We start from the raw sequence: 16,604 nt of genomic DNA, 5'->3' as shown, positions 1-16,604 counted from the left end.
AGAACGACGGGATCAATACTCGGTCGACCATTATCTAAACAATACTTATCTTTTACCAGGTCATAAATAAATTCAAAGTCAATCGCTTGTTCAACCTTCCTAACCAGATGATCCTCTGGAACAAGTTGGTCCAACGCAACCATTTCAATTTGATTTCTTCCATCCTCAACGTGTTTTGATAACATTTTATATCCCCCACAAAAATATCGATTCCATTCCATTATACAAAAAAAGCTTGTAGACTTGGTCTAATTTTTAGACTTTGTCTACAAGCTGAAACGATTATTATATAAGAATCGTTTTATTTGTTTAATTATAATTATTTTATTTTGCTTATTCCTCCCTTTTTGATATAATAGTAAGGACATTGACGAGGGAGGAGAGGACTATGGAAAGCCGTATTGAAAGAATCAAAAAACAACTTCATTCTGCCAGCTACAAGCTTACGCCGCAGCGCGAAGCAACGGTACGCGTGTTATTGGAACATGAAGAAGATCACCTCAGTGCCGAAGATGTATACCTCCTCGTTAAGGAAAAATCTCCGGAAATTGGACTGGCAACTGTATATCGTACATTGGAATTGCTATCTGAACTGAAAGTAGTGGATAAAATCAATTTTGGCGATGGTGTATCGCGTTATGATCTCAGGCAAGAAGGGGCAGCCCACTTTCATCATCATTTAGTATGCATTGAATGTGGAGCGGTTGATGAAATACAAGAAGATCTCTTAGAAGACGTGGAAGCGATTGTTGAACGAGATTGGAAATTTAAAATAAAAGATCACCGCCTTACCTTTCATGGTATTTGTTCCAGATGCCAGGATAAAGAAGAGGACCCAGAAGAATAATATGATGCCGAAAAGCCTTAAAGATTCCTGTCGTTGTTTCTCATTTGAAACATCCCATACATACTCTTTAAGGCTTTTTTATATACACCGACAGAAATTTTCACCGTTTTAACTCCATAAGGTATAAAACAGATTAAAAACGTCATAGCTTGTATTAATAGACGTTAGTACCGATGAATATGGAGGACGACAGGATGATAAAAGGAATTCAAATGGTATGGCAAACCATTAAAGTGTTTATTTTGTTTACTGGATCAACGATTTTGTTTTACTATGGTATTATGTGGATCAGTGAAGAATATGAAGGCTATCACAGATATGATGAACCCGAGGGAGCAGCAGTCAAGGTGTATTCGTCTGTGACGGATGAAGAAAGCCAATGGTATGATCGGCTATTATTTTTTTATATGAACGGGGAGTAATGCAGTGTGGAAGACCATATTCAAGATTTCATGCACTTTTTAATAGTAGAAAAAGGACTGGCCAAAAATACGATAGAGTCGTACCAGCGTGACTTAAAGAATTATGCACTATACTTAGCGAAGGTGGAAGAAATATCGGAACTGAACGCCGTTTCGAGAATGAACATAGTCCAATTTCTCGGCCACTTAAAGAGTCAGGGGAAATCTTCAAAGACAGTTGCACGCCATGTTGCATCTATCCGTTCCTTCCATCAATTTTTGCTAAGAGAAAAAGCGACGGAACAAGATCCGACTGTGCATATCGAGACACCGAAAACAGAGCGGACGCTTCCAAAGATTTTAAGCATAGCCGAGGTAGAGGCTTTACTTGAAGCTCCTGAGGAATCTACACCACTTGGGATGAGAGATAAAGCGATGCTTGAAATCCTTTATGCCACAGGTATCAGGGTAAGTGAACTCATTCAACTAAAACTGGACGATGTCCACTTGACCATGGGATTTGTCAGATGTATAGGAAAAGGGAATAAAGAACGGATTATCCCCATAGGACAAACGGCAATGAATGTTCTTGAGAAATACTTAGAAGATGCCCGGTTGAAATTAAGAAGCAAGAAGCACCGGGATGATCACCTGTTTTTAAATCATCATGGTAAAGGTCTGACAAGACAAGGTTTCTGGAAGAACTTAAAAGCTCTTGCAAAAAAAGCCAATATTGAAAAGGATCTGACTCCTCATACACTTAGGCACTCATTCGCAACCCATTTATTGGAGAATGGGGCAGACCTGAGGGCAGTACAGGAAATGCTAGGTCATGCAGACATTTCCACCACACAAATCTATACACATGTAACGAAAACACGCTTAAAGGATGTATACTCACAATTTCATCCGCGTGCTTAAAAGATGAAGAGAGATGTCTTAAAGAAAATAGTATTCTTTAAGGGATCTCTCTTGTTTTTTTTGAAAGGAAAAAGTAGAATGTAGATGTCAGACTTCTGACGTTAAATCCTGTCGATTGCTATAATGCAGTTAAGGGTAAGATACGATTAAAGATCAAAAAATGTAACCGCTTTTTTAAATAAGGTACTACATATAGGAGGTTTATTTGAATGAGTAACTATACATATAAAAGAGTTCATCTGATCGTCATGGACTCAGTGGGAATAGGTGAGGCGCCAGATGCTGAGCTATTTAACGATAAAGGAACGGATACGATTGGTCACATTGCTGAACATATGAATGGACTGAACATGCCCAATATTGGAAAGCTTGGACTTTCGAATATTAAAGAAGTGAAGGGAATTGAAAAAGCTGACAAGCCGTTAGCATACTTCACGAAAATGCAGGAAGCATCTGTAGGGAAAGACACGATGACTGGTCATTGGGAAATAATGGGCCTCAATATTGATAAACCGTTCAAAACGTATCCAGACGGTTTCCCTGAAAAATTAATTCAGAAACTTGAAGCTGAGACAGGCAGAAAGATCATTGGAAATAAGCCTGCAAGCGGAACTGAGATTATTGAGGAGTTAGGAAAAGAGCACATGGAAACAGGAGCTCTAATTGTTTATACTTCTGCAGATCCTGTCCTTCAAATTGCAGCTCATGAAGACATCATTCCAATAGAAGAGCAGTACAAAATTTGTGAAATCGCACGTGAAATCACGAAAGAAGAGGAATACCTCGTAGGTCGTGTGATTGCTCGTCCATTCGTTGGCGAACCAGGCGAGTTCAAACGTACATCCAATCGTCATGACTATGCGTTAAAACCTTTTAACCGTACAGTAATGAATGAACTGAAGGATTCCGGTTTTGACGTGATCGCCATTGGTAAAATTTCAGATATTTTTAATGGCGAAGGAGTGACTGAATCGATTCGTACAAAGCATAATATGCACGGGATGGACGGACTCATTAAATCATTCGATCAAGACTTCACAGGCTTAAGCTTCCTGAATCTTGTCGATTTCGATGCTTTATTCGGACATCGTCGTGATCCAGAAGGATATGGAAAGGCGTTAGAAGAATTTGATGCACGGCTTCCTGAGGTGTTCGAGAAAATGACGGAAGATGATCTTCTTATCATTACAGCTGATCACGGGAATGATCCGACCGCTCCAGGAACAGACCATACAAGAGAATATGTTCCACTTCTCGTTTATTCAAAACGCTTTGACGGAGGGAAAGAGCTGCCTATCTCTGAAACATTCGCAGATATCGGCGCTACCGTGGCAGACAACTTTAATGTGACCATGCCGAAGTTTGGTAGAAGCTTCTTATCACAATTGAAATAGGTATTCCTGGTAAAAATATTGAAAGGGAGAGGATGAAGGAGCGGTAACATCAGCCCATTTCCTCCTCTTTACATTGAATGATAAAAAAAGGAGTAATGAACATGAATTATGAAAACATCCAAAATGCAGCAAACCATTTAAAAAATCAATACACAGGCCAACCGAAAATCGGACTCATCCTTGGTTCAGGGTTGGGTGTGTTAGCTGATGAAATCCAAAATTCAGTGAAAATACCTTATAAAGAAATCCCTGACTTTCCTGTTTCTACAGTGGCGGGACACGCAGGGCAGCTTGTGTTCGGTCAATTGGCGGGTCAGGAAGTCGTAGCCATGCAAGGGCGTTTTCATTACTACGAAGGGTACGGATTCGATAAAGTCACATTCCCCGTCCGTGTTATGAAGGAACTTGGCGTCGAAGTCTTAATCGTCACCAATGCTGCCGGTGGAGTGAATGAAAGCTTTAAGGCTGGAGACTTGATGCTGATCACGGATCATATTAATAATATGGGTGGCAATCCACTAATTGGGGCGAACGATTCCCGCTTAGGACCAAGGTTCCCGGATATGTCAGAAGCATATTGTAAAGAACTGCGTCAAAAAGCGAAAGAAATCGCAGAAAAGCTTTCAATTGAAGTGCAAGAAGGTGTGTATGTGGGGAATACAGGACCTACATACGAAACTCCAGCTGAAGTTCGTCTTGCCCGTACACTTGGAGGAGATGCAGTAGGAATGTCGACTGTACCTGAAGTAATCGTAGCCCGCCATGGGGGAATGAAAGTGCTTGGAATTTCATGCATCTCAAATATGGCGGCAGGTATCCTTGACCAACCTCTTTCCCATGATGAAGTGATTGAAACAACCGAAATGGTTCGTGCAAACTTCCTGGCATATGTAAAAGAAATCGTGAAATCAATCTAAGGGTTGTACGATTCAATTTTAAAACTAAAGGGACTTCCCTTTGACAATAATACAAGAGCGGGTGAATACAATGAGAATGGTTGACTTAATAGAGAAGAAGCGTGAAGGTAAAGAACTCTCTACAGAAGAAATAAAATTTATAGTTGAAGGTTATACAGATGGAAGCATCCCTGATTATCAAGTAAGTGCCCTGACAATGGCCATCTTCTTCAAAGACATGAGCGATAGAGAAAGAGCAGACCTGACGATGGCAATGGTCGAATCAGGAGATCAAATCGATCTGTCTGCAATTGAAGGAATTAAAGTAGACAAGCATTCAACAGGCGGTGTTGGTGATACAACGACCCTTGTTCTGGGACCACTGGTTGCTTCCGTTGGAGTACCTGTAGCGAAGATGAGTGGACGAGGACTTGGACACACTGGAGGAACCATCGATAAGCTTGAGTCCGTCGAAGGTTTCCATGTAGAAATTGAAAACGATGAATTTATCCGCTTGGTGAACAAGAATAAGTTAGCCGTTATCGGACAAAGTGGAAATTTAACACCGGCTGATAAAAAGCTTTATTCATTACGTGATGTGACGGCAACGGTCAATAGCATTCCTATGATCGCAAGTTCCATCATGAGTAAAAAAATAGCTGCTGGTGCGGATGCTATCGTACTTGACGTGAAAACGGGTGCCGGGGCTTTCATGAAAACACTAGACGATTCAAAAGACCTTGCCAAAGCAATGGTGAACATCGGAAACAACGTCGGCAGAAAAACAATGGCGGTCATTTCGGACATGAGTCAGCCACTGGGCTTCGCGATAGGAAACGCACTTGAAGTGAAAGAAGCGATCGATACATTAAAAGGTGTAGGTCCAGAAGACTTAACAGAATTATGCTTAACTCTTGGAAGTCATATGGTCTATCTGGCTGAAAAAGCATCAACATTGGAAGAAGCGAGAGAGCTATTACAGAAAGCGATTGAAGATGGATCGGCTCTTGAGAATTTCAAAGTATTCCTAGAATCACAAGGTGGAGATCCATCCGTTGTGGATGATCCATCAAAACTTCCACAGGCGCAGTATAAGGTTGAACTTGAAGCGAAAGAAGATGGCTATGTTTCAGAAATTGTGGCCGATGCAGTTGGAACGGCTGCTATGTGGTTAGGAGCAGGCCGTGCAACAAAAGATTCTGTTATCGACTTAGCGGTTGGTCTTGAGTTACGCAAGAAGATCGGTGATTCTGTCAAAACGGGAGATTCTCTTGTGACGATCTATAGCAATGATGAGAATATCGACAATGTAAAAGAAAAATTATACGAAAGCATTAAAGTAACATCTGAACATGTGAAAGCCCCTTCGTTGATTCATACTGAAATCACGGGTTAATTTTTAATTTTGATCGAGGCCTTTGCCAAGAGGATTATTTCTCTTTGGCAGGGGCTTTTTTTTAACCATCTTCCAACCATTTTTATCACTTACCACCTACCATTCATAGGCCAACCTCACTTTTTTACCAATGTTTGTATAAAAATGATGCAGTTGGAAAAAATGGGTCTATGAGTATTGATTTAAAACGAGATTTGATTGGAGGACAGTTGGATGAAACGTTTTGCGTATATAGTGATTACATTTGTTTTAGCAGCTTTTTTGTTTCCTTCAATGGGGTTTGCCCAGGAGAAGAAATCGGAATTAGCTGAAGTATCGAAATCAGCTATTTTGATTGAGCGGGATACTGGAACGGTATTATATGAGAAGAATAGCCATGAAAAGCTGGCACCAGCATCCATGACTAAGATTATGACAATGATGTTGATCATGGAAGCCCTTGAAAAAGGTCAAATAAAGTGGGAAGACAGTGTTCGAGCGAGTGAATATGCCGCATCGATGGGTGGATCACAAATTTTCCTGGAGCCCGGTGAAAGCATGACGGTTGAAGAAATGCTTAAGGGGATTGCGATTGGTTCTGCCAATGATGCATCAGTAGCCCTGGCGGAACATATATCAGGAAGTGAAGAAGCCTTTGTTGAAAAAATGAACAAAAAGGTAGAAGAGCTTGGGTTAAAAGACACTCGGTTTAAAAACCCGACAGGCTTACCGTCCAAAGATCATTATAGTTCGGCACATGACATGTCCATGATGGCCAAGGAACTTTTAAAATATGAAGGAATCACCAAGTTCACAGGCAGCTATGAATCGTATTTACGTGAAGATACGGAAAAAAAATTCTGGTTGGTAAATACAAACAAATTGGTTCGTTTCTATGACGGCGTGGATGGACTGAAAACTGGATTCACCAATGAAGCGAAATACTGCTTAACGGCAACGGCTAAGAAAGATAATATGAGGGTCATTGCTGTCGTATTCGGAGCACCGACTCCTAAAGAGCGAAACAACGAGGTAAGTAAAATGCTGGATTATGCCTTCAATCAGTATTCAACCAAATCTCTCTTCAAAAAGGGTGACTCCCTGGCTCAGGTGAAAGTATCGAAAGGGAAACAAAACAGAGTGGATGCAGTGACGGAAGAGCCCATCTCCCTGTTAACGCAAAAAGGTGAAAAAATGGATAAGGTAGAACAGAAAATTACACTCTCTAAAGACCTCAAGGCTCCTATCAAAAAAGGAGATAAAGTCGGGACTCTATTCATCATGAACAAAGGAGAAAAAGTGTTGGAAAGCACTCTGGTCGCAAAGAAAAATGTAAATGACGCAAGCTGGTGGGAGCTGTACAAAAAATCCTTTGGACTATTCACGAAAGTTGGAAAGTAAAACTGTCTTTACGATTTCTGATAAAAATAACCTCTAATTATGACGAATTCCTTCTAGTTTTGTCATGGAGAAGGAATTTACTAAAAGAATAGCGAAATGACTCACTATACGACAGAGAAGGAGGCTTTCTGATAGTGAGTCTTGCTATTAACTTAGAAGTCAAAAAAGATGTTTTGTGTATTCGTTTAAGTGGTGAGCTGGATCATCATACTGCTGATGAGCTTAGGGAAAAAGCTTCGAATCTGATTGAAAGTGAGAATGTGAAGCATATCATTTTGAATTTAGAGGAACTAAGCTTTATGGATAGTTCAGGATTAGGTGTGATTTTGGGTCGATACAAGCAGATTAAACAAAAGCATGGAGAAATGGTTGTGTGTGCGATCTCCCCTTCTGTAAACCGATTATTTGAAATGTCCGGGTTGTTTAAGATTATCCGTCTTGAGCCGTCTGAAGAAAACGCATTACAAAGATTGGGGGTCGCCTGACATGAGAAATGAAATGAACATTCAATTCAGTTCTTTAAGCCAAAATGAGTCCTTTGCCAGAGTTACCGTTGCTTCATTTATTGCACAGTTGGATCCGACGATGGATGAGTTGACTGAAATCAAGACAGTCGTATCTGAAGCCGTTACAAATGCCATCATTCACGGATATGATAACAGACCGAATGGTACCGTCTATATTTCCGTCATTATGGAAGAGGATGGGTACATTGATATGACCATCCGCGATGAAGGAGTCGGGATTGGTGATGTAGAAGAAGCCCGTCAACCTTTGTTCACGTCCAAGCCTGAGCTGGAACGTTCTGGAATGGGCTTTACCATCATGGAGAATTTCATGGATGAAATAGAAGTGTCATCACACCCAGGTACAGGCACCACGGTAAGACTAAAGAAGCACTTGACCAATAGTAAAGCGCTATGCAATTAAGGAGTCGTGCCCATGGATGTCGAAGTTAAAAAAGAAAAGGAACAGACCTTTCTGAAGGATCATGAGGTGAAAGAGCTCATAAAGCAGAGCCAGGACGGTGACCAAAGCGCTCGGGACTTGATTGTCCAGAAGAACATGCGTTTAGTATGGTCCGTCGTCCAGCGCTTCCTCAATCGGGGATATGAGCCTGATGATCTCTTTCAGATAGGCAGTATCGGGTTGCTGAAATCAGTCGATAAGTTTGATTTAAGCTACGACGTCAAGTTTTCAACATATGCAGTTCCGATGATCATTGGTGAAATCCAGCGGTTCATCCGGGATGACGGAACAGTAAAGGTAAGTCGTTCGCTGAAGGAAATGGGAAACAAGATTCGTAAAGCCAAGGATGAACTTTCCAAGAAATTTGGGAGGGTTCCAACAGTGAGTGAGCTTGCCGAACATCTGGAGTATTCGGTTGAAGAGGTGATCATGGCTCAGGAAGCAAGCAGAGCCCCTTCTTCCATTCATGAAACCGTTTATGAAAATGATGGAGATCCCATTACCCTTTTGGATCAGATTGCGGATAATAGCGATAATAAATGGTTTGACAAAATTGCCTTAAAAGAAGCCATTAGGGAACTGGATGATCGGGAACGGCTGATTGTGTATTTAAGGTATTACAAAGATCAAACCCAATCGGAAGTAGCAGATCGACTGGGTATATCCCAAGTCCAGGTATCGAGACTGGAGAAGAAGATATTACAAACAATGAAAGATCATATGCATACAGAATCTTAGGCAAAATAACCTTGTTGTTTCAACGAATCATGTTGAAACGACAAGGTTATTTTTAATTTGTGAAATGAATACAACAGTTGATTATCTATTGACCCCACATTCTCCCTTTGAAATTGTTACCATTTTCAGAAGCTCCGACCTTCAGAATCTATACTATTTCTCACTTCCTCCTCTATACATCTCAACCGACCACATGCAGCCATTACATAAATTATTTCCGTTAATCCATACTATTGGTACGAAGGGAAAATCATGTTTTCAGGAAGTGAACTGCATGGAAGGTATTTTGTATATACGCTTACGTCATCGAGTGCAGGTAAGGGAAGAGAGTACAGTCAAGCTTGGACAGCTTGCTCAAATCATAGCACCTGAAAATTTTCTGGAAGAATTAAGGCAAATCCCGATCCATCAAGTGACAGCATCTGATAAGAATATCATTGTGGTCGATGTGATGAGGGTGATAAGAGAAATATGCAAGAACTTCTCGGATCTTGATATACAAACGATTGGACCCACACAAAGTATTATTGAAGTGATTTATGAGAAAAAGAAAATCTCTCTTCCGCTCTTCATTGGCGTTTGGTTACTCTTATTCATCGGTGCAGCCCTGGCAATTATGAATTTTCATGAAGATGTAAGTATGAGGGAAGTTCATCAACGGCTGTATCATTTTGTAACTGGGGATGAGGATCCTCATCCATTACTGTTTCAAGTTCCCTATTCATTCGGTTTAGGCCTTGGGATGATCTTATTTTTCAACCATGTATTTCGAAAGAGACTTAATGAAGAACCGAGTCCATTAGAAGTTGAAATGTTTAATTACCAGCAGGATTTAGATCAGTATGTCATCATGCATGAAAATAAAGAAAGTCAGAAAAATTTAGATGACCATTAGCGTATTGATTACAGTATTTATTGGTTTTGCTGGTGGACTGGCAGTCGGTTCCGGGTTTGTAGCTTTTCTAACCGTATTAGGAATTATCCCAAGGTTAACTCAGTTAACAAAAACAATGAAAATGATTCACCACTTTGAACTGGCCGTCATTATTGGTGCACTGTCTGGAGGATTTGTCAGCTTAAATAATTATACGCTGCACTTTTCCCCATTCGTTCTTATGCCGATCGGTTTAGCAAGCGGAGTGTTCATCGGGCTGTTGGCGGCTGCATTAACAGAGGTATTGAACGTGTTCCCGATCCTCGCAAAGCGAATTGGGATTGAAGGTCAAATCGTCATTCTCATTATGGCGATTGTGTTTGGGAAAATTGCCGGCTCACTTTTTCATTGGCTCTACTTGGTTCATCAATAAACAGCAAGAGGCAGGGGTTTGTATGGACGACAAAAGAAAAGTGATCCTGATTACAGATGGAGATGAATATGCCAAGCGGGCAATCGAGTGTGTGGCAAAAGAGTATGGGGGACGATGTATCTCAAGCTCTAAAGGGAATCCTTCTGTCTTATCAGGACCAGAGATTGTGAAATTGATCAGAAGAGCAAAGAATGACCCCGTCTTTGTGATGTTTGATGATAGTGGATTTATTGGAGAAGGTGCAGGCGAAAGGGCACTAAAGCATGTTGCGAACCACCCTGGCATAGACGTGCTCGGAGTCATTGCGGTAGCAAGTAAAACCAGGCAGGCAGAATGGACAAGAGTGGATGTGTGCATTGATAAATTTGGTGAATTAACTCCATATGGGGTAGATAAATTTGGTGTACCTGAAATGGAGATCGGAAGATTAACGGGAGATACGGTTTATTGCCTTGATGAGCTGGATGTTCCCGTTATTGTCGGAATTGGTGACATAGGCAAAATGGCCAAAAGGGATCATTATTCACAAGGTTCACCCATTACGAAAAAGGCTGTTGAAATCATCTTGGAAAGGAGCGGATATCATGCCTGAGAAAACGAAAGAAACACCGATATCAAAAGATTTAGCTGTTATAGAAGAGTACATGAAGAATAATGTAGGGTTAAACAAAAGCTTTGATTTAGGTGTACGTAAACTTATGGTTTTGAAAAAAGGAGTGCACTTCTACTATATAAACGGGTTGACTGATGCCTCCTATATTATTCAAATCGTGGAGGAACTCGTTGAGATCAATGATCATGAGCGTGCAACGAGCCGATTATATGAGATTGTACATAATCGACTTGTTCATCAATCGGTTGAACCGGTTAAAACGATTGAAGAAGCAGTTGACGAAGTGCTATCAGGATTAATAGCAGTCTTTGTCGAAGGCTACGAAGAGGCAATCATTGTGGATGTTCGTAGTTATCCCGGGCGACAGCCTTCAGAGCCTGATACTGAAAAGGTAGTACGTGGTTCCCGAGATGGATATGTAGAGAATATTATTGTGAATACCGCTTTAACAAGACGAAGAATTCGGGATCCCCGATTGAGGTTTGAAATATTTCGTATCGGAGAACGATCTAAAACTGACATTTCCATTGCCTATATTAATGATGTTGCAAATCCAAGCTTAATTGAAGTCATCAAGAAAGAATTGAAAAGTATTAAGATCGACGGATTAACGATGGCGGATAAGACGGTTGAAGAGTTCCTTGTGAAGCAAGGATATAATCCATATCCTCTCGTTCGGTACACAGAAAGAGCAGACGTCGCAGCAACTCACTTATTAGAAGGGCATGTTCTTATTTTTGTTGATACTTCGCCGAGTGTCATCATTACACCAACGACATATTTCCATCACCTTCAGCATGCGGAGGAATATAGACAATCACCGGCTGTCGGGACCTTTGTCAGATGGACTAGATTCCTTGGAATATTAGCCTCGCTATTTTTACTCCCGCTATGGTATCTATTTGTGTTGGACCCATCCCTCTTACCTGAGGTTATTAAATTCGTAGGACCAAATGAACAGACGAATATTCCCGTTATTGTTCAGTTGTTCATAGCGGATTTCGGGGTTGAAATGTTCAGGGTGGCAGCCATTCATACTCCAACCCCATTATCCACTGCAATGGGTCTGATAGCGGCAGTCTTAATTGGACAAATAGCCATTGATGTAGGATTGTTTCAACCGGAAGTCATCCTGTATGTAGCCGTTGCATCCATAGGAACGTTCGCTACACCAAGCTATGAATTGAGTGCCGCGAACAAGATGGCCAGACTGTTTCTTCTTATTGCAGTAGCCTTCTTCCATATCCCGGGACTGATGGTGGGTACCACACTTTTTATCTTATTCGTTACAAATATAAAGTCTTTAAATACCCCATATCTATGGCCGTTAATGCCATTCAGTCCTATAGCATTAATGCAGATCCTGATTCGCCGCTCTATGCCTGGAGCAAAAATCAGACCTAGCATTGTTCAGCCGAGAAATAAATATAAGCAGCCGGCGAAATCTTAGAAATATTGCAACAACTCTCATTCTGTGGTAAATTACGTTTAATTAGCAGAGCATTAAAGAGGGGAATGAGACGTTTCATGCATCTTCATGGATCATCAGAAGTGAAAAATGGTTATCTAAAGATAGGAGGGGTGAGCACCTTAGAACTAGCCAAACAATACGGTACACCCCTTTATGTTTATGACATTGCACTCATTAGAGAACGGGCAAGAGGCTTTAAAGAAACATTTGATTCCCTTGGAGTGAAAGCGGAAGTTGCCTATGCCAGTAAGGCATTTTCATGTATCGCGGTCTTTCAATTGATGAAAGAAGAGGGATTATCACTGGATGTGGTTTCAGGAGGGGAGTTATACACTGGCTTAAAAGCTGGATTCCCTCCTGAGCGCATCCATTTTAATGGAAATAATAAATCTGAAGAAGAACTGATGATGGCCATTGAAAACAACATAGGTTGCATTGTCGTCGATAATTTCTACGAACTGCAACTTGTGAATGCCATCTCACAATCCACTGAAAAAGTGACGAAGGTTTTATTAAGAGTGACGCCTGGGATAGAAGCCCATACTCATGATTATATTTTAACCGGACAAGAGGATTCCAAATTCGGATTCGATTTGGGGAATGGTCAAGCCCGGGATGCGATGAAAATGGCGATGAGCTATGACGGGGTTGAATTGTTAGGTCTGCATTGCCATATTGGCTCACAAATATTCGAGACGACAGGCTTTATTCTTGCTGCAAAAAAAATTATTGAGAAGGTGGCCCAATGGAAATCTCAATATGATTACGATCCGAGAGTAATTAACTTAGGCGGTGGATTTGGAATTCGCTATACGAAGGATGATGACCCGATTCCACCTGCACAATATGTGGAGGAAATGATTACGGCTGTAAAACAGGAAGTGGAGAGGTACAACCTAGAAATGCCGGAGATTTGGATCGAGCCGGGCCGTTCCCTTGTTGGTGATGCAGGGACCAGCCTATATACATTAGGGTCAAGAAAAGAAGTGCCCAACATCCGAAAGTATTTAGCTATTGATGGGGGAATGAGTGATAATATAAGACCGGCTCTCTACAAGGCAAAATATGAAGCGATGATTGCGAATAAAGCAGATCACCCCCTGGAAGAAACCGTGTCAATCGCTGGTAAATGTTGTGAATCCGGAGATATGTTGATTTGGGATTTACCCCTTCCACAATCAGAAGCTGGTGACACTCTTGCTGTGTTCTGTACTGGTGCATATGGATATTCAATGGCGAATAACTACAATCGTATTCCCCGACCCGCTGTCGTATTTGTCGAGAATGGAGAAGCAAGATTAGCTGTTCAAAGAGAGACATATGAGGATTTGGTCTCACTTGATGTAACGTTTAAATAAGCTGGAAACATAGTCTTTAAGTATATCGTACTTAAAGACTACCTTTTTTGCATTTTTAATTACATACTTTAACAAATATTGATTTTACTATACAATAACAATGACATATATAGATGAATATAGTGTAGACAAAGGAGTCATTTATGAAAATCAGCAATAAGGGGTTGTTCTTGTTTTTATTAGTATCAGGCATAGTATGGGGAGTCATCTACTGGCTGTTCCTGGCTGGAAACTGATTGGTTAAAGTTGATTAATAAAAGTAAATTTAGTAAGATAAATAAACGTTCATATCAATTAAATTTCTAGTTTTTGTCTATAATAGGAAATAAATAGATTAGGCATAAAACATAACGAGGGGTAAATATGTTAATTCGGTATAAAAAGGCGTTTGAAAAGATCGCAATGGGATTATTATCTTTCATGCCAAATGAAAAGGATTTGAAGAAGCTTCAACAGACGATGAAGCAATACGAAACTGAAGATAATTGGCAGCTCTTTTTATGGAAAGAAGAGGACATAGTAGGTTTAATTGGAGTTTTCAAGACAGATAGCACTTTAGAAATTCAGCATATATCCGTTAATCCATCCCATCGGCACGAAGGAATTGGGAAATCAATGGTGAAGCATCTTAGAGACATGCATTCTGAGCATGAAGTGAAGCCGAATTCAGAGACCGCTTCATTCTTTGAGAAGTGTGACGAAATCGATCAAGAGAAAGTAATAGACGAAGAACAGTAAAGAGGACGGCCACCGGAACAGTAGGTGGTCATCCTCTTTTTTTTCGTTGTAATGCATTTTTTCTCTCTAAAATCACTTCTGAACGGTCACGCAGGGAATGACGATGAATGAGCTCGTTATTATTTAAATCACTTGGAGAACACCAGGAGTACCCATTGTCCTCACACAGTGATTGGACCTGCTTTTGTAGAGATGCATCTGTCAGGGGGATATTGATGCTCTTATAGGGTTGATTGGTACTTAGTCCATGGGTGATATCAACGAGCATTTCCTGAAGTTTAACAGGGTGGATCCCTAATCGGGAAAGTTCATCCTGATTCAGTTCGATATTTTGAACGGCTTTCTTAAATGTCCGGGCTGCTCCTGATAAATTACCTCTTCTGTAATGATACAATCCCACAGCAACCTGGATTAAACCTACCCAATGGGAAGAACGGTTCTTAGGATCCTTATATTTCCAATATTCTTCCAACACTTCATGGCACTCGAAGTAATCACGATTTCCGTGGAAATACATTAAGAATTCTAAGTAAGGTTTAGGATAAACCATGTGAGTCCCTCCTTATTATGAAATAGCGTTTGAGTATTTAAAGTGTAGCATATTCTCCATCTTTCCCAAAACGACAGGTACATCCTCTTTATACAAAAACTTTCTATTGGAGAATAGTGGTCAATCTACTATACTATTAAGTAGCGATCAGGAATGACTGTAATTAGAAATTTGGTGATAAAGTGGAATACAATGTGAAGATTGACGCTTTTGAAGGTCCATTAGATCTTCTTTTGCATCTGATTAATTCGTTGGAAATTGATATATATGATATTCCTATGGCTCAAATTACTGAGCAATATATGTTATATGTACATACGATGAAGAGTTTGCAACTTGATGTTGCCAGTGAGTACTTAGTGATGGCGGCTACTTTATTAGCGATAAAAAGTAAAATGCTTCTCCCTAAACATGATGATGGACTTTTAAACGATGAAATTGAATTCGAAGAGGAAGATCCACGTGATGAATTAGTTGAGAGGTTGATTGAGTATCGCAAGTTTAAAGAGGCTGCCAATGAGCTGAAGCATCGTGAGGAAGAAAGGGGACAAGTGTATACGAAGCCCCCAAGTGATCTTACGGAATTTACGGAAGAAGTGGATTTAAAGAATAGTGAGGTTCAAGTGTCTTTATATGATATGTTAGGAGCTTTTCATAAGTTATTGAGACGTAAGAAGTTGCAAAGGCCCGTGCAAACCAGAATTACCAGACAGGAAATATCTATTGAGAAAAGAATGAATGATATTCTTCATAGTCTGCGAAATATCAAAGACCGTACATCCTTTACAAGTCTTTTCCCCTCTGATAATAAAGAACATCTCGTTGTTACATTCCTTGCCGTACTGGAATTAATGAAGAGAAAGCAAATCATTGTCAATCAAGAAAAAAACTTCACGGAAATCTTTGTTGAAGCAGGAGAGGAGGTAGGTCTAGTTGAACAGTAGTAATTGGAAAGGGATCCTGGAAAGCTTATTATTCGCAGCTGGTGATGAGGGTCTTTCACTTAAGCAAGTTTGTTCTGTTCTGGAAATCGGGGATCATGAAGCGATATCTGTGATCGAGGAGTTAAAGTCGGATTATGAAAAAGATCCCAACCGGGGGATTTATATAATAGAGATAGCGGACACTTTTCAATTGGTGACAAAAAAAAGCAACGCCGATTATTTAAAGAAATTGGTTGAGTCACCAAATGTAAGCTTTTTATCGCAAGCAGCTCTTGAAACACTTGCGATTGTCGCTTATAAGCAGCCGATCACTAGGATGGAGATTGAACAAATCAGAGGTGTCAAAACCGAGCGTCCCATTCAGACCCTTACGTCAAAAGGACTGGTGAAAGAAGTTGGAAGAGCAGAAGGGACAGGTCGTGCCTACTTATTTGGAACGACAAATGAATTTCTGGACTATTTCGGATTGAAGAGAATAGAAGAACTTCCTCCCTTACCTGAAAATATCGAGGACGAATTCATGCAGGATGAAGCGGATTTGTTTTTTGAGAAATTTCAAGAAACGATGGAATTGAAAGAGTAGATCAGATCAAATATAAATGGACAGGCAGAGACTCGTACCAAAAAGAATAGAATCACGAAAAGACACAGCAGGGAAACTCTGCTGTGTCTTTTCGTGGG

The 16,604-nt window shown here is 40.5% G+C and carries 20 protein-coding genes; 18 read left to right on the top strand and 2 right to left on the bottom strand.

Going from position 1 to position 16,604, the window contains the following annotated elements; all coding sequences use genetic code 11:
- The coding region (locus F0342_RS16705) for a transposase (protein WP_464764950.1) at positions 1–185 on the bottom strand (185 nt) is incomplete at its 3' end.
- Positions 186–388: 203 nt separating this feature from the next.
- Here F0342_RS16705 and fur point away from each other — a divergent pair.
- From fur to F0342_RS16625, 16 genes are all read left to right on the top strand, one after another.
- The gene (gene fur / locus F0342_RS16700; RefSeq protein ID WP_149156992.1) at positions 389–847 is read left to right on the top strand and encodes a ferric iron uptake transcriptional regulator; all 459 of its coding nucleotides are present in this window, start codon (positions 389–391) and stop codon (positions 845–847) included.
- Positions 848–1,041: 194 nt separating this feature from the next.
- On the top strand, positions 1,042–1,269 hold the full coding sequence (locus F0342_RS16695; protein ID WP_149156991.1) for a YqzK family protein: 228 nt from the start codon (positions 1,042–1,044) through the stop codon (positions 1,267–1,269).
- Between the two features lie 6 nt (positions 1,270–1,275).
- Positions 1,276–2,169: a site-specific tyrosine recombinase XerD gene (gene xerD / locus F0342_RS16690; protein WP_148969519.1), complete on the top strand. Its 894-nt coding sequence runs from the start codon at positions 1,276–1,278 to the stop codon at positions 2,167–2,169.
- Positions 2,170–2,378: 209 nt separating this feature from the next.
- Complete coding sequence (gene deoB / locus F0342_RS16685; RefSeq protein WP_149156990.1) at positions 2,379–3,563, top strand: phosphopentomutase; 1,185 nt, start codon at positions 2,379–2,381, stop codon at positions 3,561–3,563.
- A gap of 101 nt (positions 3,564–3,664) precedes the next feature.
- A complete protein-coding gene (locus F0342_RS16680) occupies positions 3,665–4,480 on the top strand; it encodes a purine-nucleoside phosphorylase (protein ID WP_149156989.1) in 816 nt (271 codons plus the stop codon).
- Between the two features lie 70 nt (positions 4,481–4,550).
- Positions 4,551–5,855 (top strand): pyrimidine-nucleoside phosphorylase, encoded by a 1,305-nt coding sequence (locus F0342_RS16675; RefSeq protein WP_149157021.1) that lies wholly within the window; start codon positions 4,551–4,553, stop codon positions 5,853–5,855.
- 213 nt (positions 5,856–6,068) lie between these two features.
- Entirely contained in the window at positions 6,069–7,235 is a 1,167-nt protein-coding gene (locus F0342_RS16670; protein WP_149156988.1) for a D-alanyl-D-alanine carboxypeptidase family protein, read from the top strand.
- 134 nt (positions 7,236–7,369) lie between these two features.
- Positions 7,370–7,720 carry an anti-sigma F factor antagonist gene (gene spoIIAA, locus F0342_RS16665; RefSeq protein ID WP_113967610.1) on the top strand — a complete coding sequence of 117 codons (351 nt, stop codon included), beginning with the start codon at positions 7,370–7,372 and terminating at the stop codon, positions 7,718–7,720.
- A 1-nt stretch (position 7,721) separates the two neighbouring features.
- Positions 7,722–8,165, top strand: a complete 444-nt coding sequence (spoIIAB, locus tag F0342_RS16660; protein ID WP_149156987.1) for an anti-sigma F factor — start codon at positions 7,722–7,724, stop codon at positions 8,163–8,165.
- Positions 8,166–8,177: 12 nt separating this feature from the next.
- Positions 8,178–8,942, top strand: a complete 765-nt coding sequence (gene sigF, locus F0342_RS16655; protein WP_113967614.1) for an RNA polymerase sporulation sigma factor SigF — start codon at positions 8,178–8,180, stop codon at positions 8,940–8,942.
- A gap of 274 nt (positions 8,943–9,216) precedes the next feature.
- Positions 9,217–9,837, top strand: a complete 621-nt coding sequence (locus F0342_RS16650; protein WP_149156986.1) for a stage V sporulation protein AA — start codon at positions 9,217–9,219, stop codon at positions 9,835–9,837.
- Positions 9,827–10,249, top strand: coding sequence for a stage V sporulation protein AB (locus F0342_RS16645; RefSeq protein ID WP_149156985.1), 423 nt, complete (start codon positions 9,827–9,829; stop codon positions 10,247–10,249). The genes F0342_RS16650 and F0342_RS16645 overlap by 11 nt, the downstream gene beginning before the upstream one ends.
- Before the next feature lie 22 nt (positions 10,250–10,271).
- On the top strand, positions 10,272–10,841 hold the full coding sequence (spoVAEA, locus tag F0342_RS16640) for a stage V sporulation protein SpoVABEA (RefSeq protein WP_149156984.1): 570 nt from the start codon (positions 10,272–10,274) through the stop codon (positions 10,839–10,841).
- Positions 10,834–12,312 carry a spore germination protein gene (locus tag F0342_RS16635; RefSeq protein ID WP_149156983.1) on the top strand — a complete coding sequence of 493 codons (1,479 nt, stop codon included), beginning with the start codon at positions 10,834–10,836 and terminating at the stop codon, positions 12,310–12,312. Before spoVAEA ends, F0342_RS16635 begins: the two co-directional genes overlap by 8 nt.
- A gap of 77 nt (positions 12,313–12,389) precedes the next feature.
- Entirely contained in the window at positions 12,390–13,691 is a 1,302-nt protein-coding gene (gene lysA / locus F0342_RS16630; RefSeq protein ID WP_149157020.1) for a diaminopimelate decarboxylase, read from the top strand.
- A 363-nt stretch (positions 13,692–14,054) separates the two neighbouring features.
- The gene (locus F0342_RS16625; RefSeq protein WP_149156982.1) at positions 14,055–14,429 is read left to right on the top strand and encodes a GNAT family N-acetyltransferase; all 375 of its coding nucleotides are present in this window, start codon (positions 14,055–14,057) and stop codon (positions 14,427–14,429) included.
- Between the two features lie 28 nt (positions 14,430–14,457).
- On the opposite strand, the gene F0342_RS16620 is transcribed toward F0342_RS16625, so the two are convergent.
- The gene (locus F0342_RS16620; RefSeq protein WP_149156981.1) at positions 14,458–14,979 is read right to left on the bottom strand and encodes a DUF309 domain-containing protein; all 522 of its coding nucleotides are present in this window, start codon (positions 14,977–14,979) and stop codon (positions 14,458–14,460) included.
- A gap of 182 nt (positions 14,980–15,161) precedes the next feature.
- Between F0342_RS16620 and F0342_RS16615 the strand changes: the two genes are divergently transcribed.
- Both F0342_RS16615 and scpB read left to right on the top strand, forming a co-directional pair.
- A complete protein-coding gene (locus tag F0342_RS16615) occupies positions 15,162–15,923 on the top strand; it encodes a segregation/condensation protein A (protein WP_149156980.1) in 762 nt (253 codons plus the stop codon).
- Positions 15,913–16,506: an SMC-Scp complex subunit ScpB gene (gene scpB / locus F0342_RS16610; RefSeq protein WP_149156979.1), complete on the top strand. Its 594-nt coding sequence runs from the start codon at positions 15,913–15,915 to the stop codon at positions 16,504–16,506. Before F0342_RS16615 ends, scpB begins: the two co-directional genes overlap by 11 nt.
- Positions 16,507–16,604 lie beyond the last annotated feature (98 nt).

It is taken from the genome of Bacillus sp. CH30_1T, from assembly GCF_008364765.1.
Lineage (GTDB): Bacteria > Bacillota > Bacilli > Bacillales > Bacillaceae_B > Rossellomorea.
The sequence above is the reverse complement of the archived record's forward strand: the minus strand, read 5'-3'. Positions and strand labels throughout refer to the sequence as shown.